This is a genomic window from Paenibacillus sp. sgz302164 (genome assembly GCF_056120505.1).
In genome coordinates, this window is the sequence record NZ_JBVYOL010000018.1 from 1 (window position 1) to 3205 (window position 3205).

General features: G+C 55.4%; 1 protein-coding gene, 1 rRNA gene and 1 pseudogene. All 3 read right to left on the reverse strand.

Annotated features, from left to right (window positions below; all coding sequences use genetic code 11):
* Positions 1-469: ribosomal RNA gene (locus AC0LWT_RS26360) — 16S ribosomal RNA — on the reverse strand; the annotation flags it as partial.
* 356 nt (positions 470-825) lie between these two features.
* A complete protein-coding gene (ligA, locus tag AC0LWT_RS26365; protein ID WP_474684262.1) occupies positions 826-2847 on the reverse strand; it encodes an NAD-dependent DNA ligase LigA in 2022 nt (673 codons plus the stop codon).
* A gap of 29 nt (positions 2848-2876) precedes the next feature.
* Positions 2877-3205 (reverse strand): annotated as a pseudogene (locus AC0LWT_RS26370) (ATP-dependent DNA helicase PcrA); the annotation flags it as partial.

Consider the following 3205-nt stretch of genomic DNA (forward strand, 5'->3'; position numbering starts at 1 on the left):
TGCGCGCGCTTTACGCCCAATAATTCCGGACAACGCTTGCCCCCTACGTATTACCGCGGCTGCTGGCACGTAGTTAGCCGGGGCTTTCTTCTCCTATACCGTCACTTATGGAGCAGTTACTCTCCATACCGTTCGTCTAGGGCAACAGAGCTTTACGATCCGAAAACCTTCATCACTCACGCGGCGTTGCTCCGTCAGACTTGCGTCCATTGCGGAAGATTCCCTACTGCTGCCTCCCGTAGGAGTCTGGGCCGTGTCTCAGTCCCAGTGTGGCCGTTCACCCTCTCAGGTCGGCTACGCATCGTCGCCTTGGTAGGCCGTTACCCTACCAACTAGCTAATGCGCCGCAGGCCCATCNGCCTACGTGTTACTCACCCGTCCGCCGCTATCCCCGAAGGGACCGCTCGACTTGCATGTATTAGGCACGCCGCCAGCGTTCGTCCTGAGCCAGGATCAAACTCTCCAAAAAGGTGTTACCTTTATTGAAAGCTGAATAGCTCAATTTCAAAGCTGACGAGATTTTGCAATCTCTTGTTTTGGTTGATTGCTCAACCTTGCTGATACTTCATTTATTTGTTCAGTTTTCAAGGAGCTTTATTGCTGTCATTTAAAGCGTTAATGCGTCGCTTACGTGGTGACAGGTATTTATACTACCAGCTTTTAAAACAAAATGCAAGCGTCTTTTTCTAACTTTTTTCATCCATTATCTTACAACCCGCAATACCGCGTCCCGCCTGCATTTCTATGCATTCGGACAACAAAGGCCCTGCCGGACGCTGCAGTCCGACAGGTTCTTCATATTTCATCCCCGGAGGAAGCCGGGAATCAGGCTTCGCCTAACAGCCGCAACAGCTCCTGCTCATCATCAATGATCCGGATGCCGAGATCCTGCGCTTTTGTCAGTTTGCTGCCTGCGCTTTCACCGGCTACGACGATATCTGTTTTCTTCGATACGCTGCCTGTAATTTTCGCGCCGAGAGCCTCCAGCTTTTTAGCGGCTTCGTCCCGCCCCATGGTGCTTAACGTGCCTGTGAGCACAATCGTTTTGCCGAAAAACGGATTGTCCGGACTAGCCTCTGCGGCAGCCGGCTCTTCTGCCACGGGGCTAACCCCTGCAGCCAACATGCGCTGAATGCTGTCGATCATGACCGGATCCCGGAAAAACGTATAGATGCTTTCGGCAACAATCCCCCCTACGTCAGGGAGCGTAATAAGCTCCTCCGGCGTAGCCTCCAGCAGCTTGTCCAGGCTGCGGTAGTGGTCGGCCAGCACTTTGGTCGTCGTTTTGCCGGAGTTCGGAATGCCGAGCGAGTAAAGAAACGCGGCCAAATCGCGGGACTTGCTTTTTTCCAAAGCTTCCAGCAAATTTTTCGCTTTTTTCTCGCCGAACCGCTCCAGCTTGATGAGATCTTCGAATTGCAGGTAGTACAGATCCGCGGGATCGCGCACGCCAAGCTCTTGATGAAGCTGAGCGGCGGTCATTTCGCTGAAAGTCTCGATATCCATCGCATCGCGCGAGGCAAAATGCGTAATCCGCCCGATCAACTGCGGGCTGCAGCCCAGACGATTCAGGCAGAACAGATGCGCGCCGCGCATTTCCAGTTCGCTGCCGCAAGCCGGACAATGCGTAGGATACACGATTTCTTCGCCGTCGTTCTCCTCGGTCACTTTGCCGAGAATTTCCGGGATCACGTCATTCGACCTGCGGATATAAACGAGGCTGCCGAGGGCATGCTTCAAGTTTTTGCGTTCAATGTCGCCGATGTTGTTCAGCGTGCAGTTTTGCACGGTAACGCCTGCCAAATCGACGGCTTCGACTCTGGCGAGCGGCGTGATTTTGCCTGTACGGCCGACTTCCCAGGAAACGCTCTGCAAAACCGTCGTCGCCTCTTCAGCCTCAAATTTGAATGCTATCGCCCAGCGCGGGAACTTCTCGGTGTAGCCGAGCACCTCCCTCGTGCGCATGTCCGTAAGCTTGACGACGCCTCCGTCGATCAAAAAGTCAAAACCAAGCCGCTCTTCCGCAATCCGCTCCAGCTCAGCGGCAACATCTTCTATAGAATCAAAAAAACGCGTCCGATCGCTCACCTTAAAATGATTATCCTTCAAAAACTGCAGCATCTCGGCATGGTTTTGGAACTGGATCTGATCCGAATAGCCGACATTATAGAAGAAAGCGTTCAGCTTCCGCTCCGACGTTATTTTCGGATTCAGGTTGCGGAGTGCGCCTGCCGCTGCATTGCGGGCATTTTTGAGCGGCTCCGCGGCAGTCTTGTTATACTCCTCCAAAACGGAGAGGAACATCATGCCTTCGCCCTGTACTTCAAGCGTGCCTTGATCGTAGGGAATTTCGAGGGGAATCGACTTGATCGTCTTAATCTGCGCCAAAATGCCCTCGCCCACGACGCCGTTGCCGCGCGTAGAAGCCTGAACCAACTGCCCCTGCGAATAAGTCAGGTTCAACGTAAGTCCGTCAAACTTCAGTTCCACGACAAAAGAAGGGTCAGTCAGCGGCTGCTCCGGGTTTTTGCCGTTGTAGTCGGCGATCAGCTTCAGCACACGCGTATGCCAGGCCTGCAAATCCTCCGCGTTCTGCGCCTTATCCAGGCTCCACAAACGGGAAAGATGACGATGCGGCTCAAAGCCCTTGAGAATGTCGCCGCCGACCCGCTGCGTAGGGGAAGCAGGCAGGATCACTCCCGTTTCCCGCTCCAAAGCAACGAGCTTATCGTACAGCACGTCCCATTCCTTGTCGCTAATCGTCGGTTGATCCTGCGTGTAATAGCTGTGGTTATGCCGGTTAATTTCTTGAACGAGGGTTTTCATTGCCGCGATGGCATCTGTCATTACGGACTCTTCCTCTCTATATGAAAAAATTAGGTTTCCTTTTTGATCGGGGCAAACTTGGCCAACAGCCGCTTGAGGCCTACCGGCGCGGGAAAAGCGATTTGCAGCTCGGTGTCGTCACCCGAGCCTTTGACGGAAACGACGGTGCCGATGCCCCATTTGCCGTGCGATACTTTGTCGCCGGCTTTGTAGTCCGGCACCGGGCCGCCCGCGGCGGGGGGCACCGCCCGGAGCGCAGCCGGACGCGCGGCGGCTGCGGAAGCGCCCGGCGCCGCCGCGCCGGATGCCGTCCGGCCGAAGGCGGACGGCTGGCCCCACGCGGACGAGCCGGACGCCGTGCGGCTCGCCGTCCCGGCGG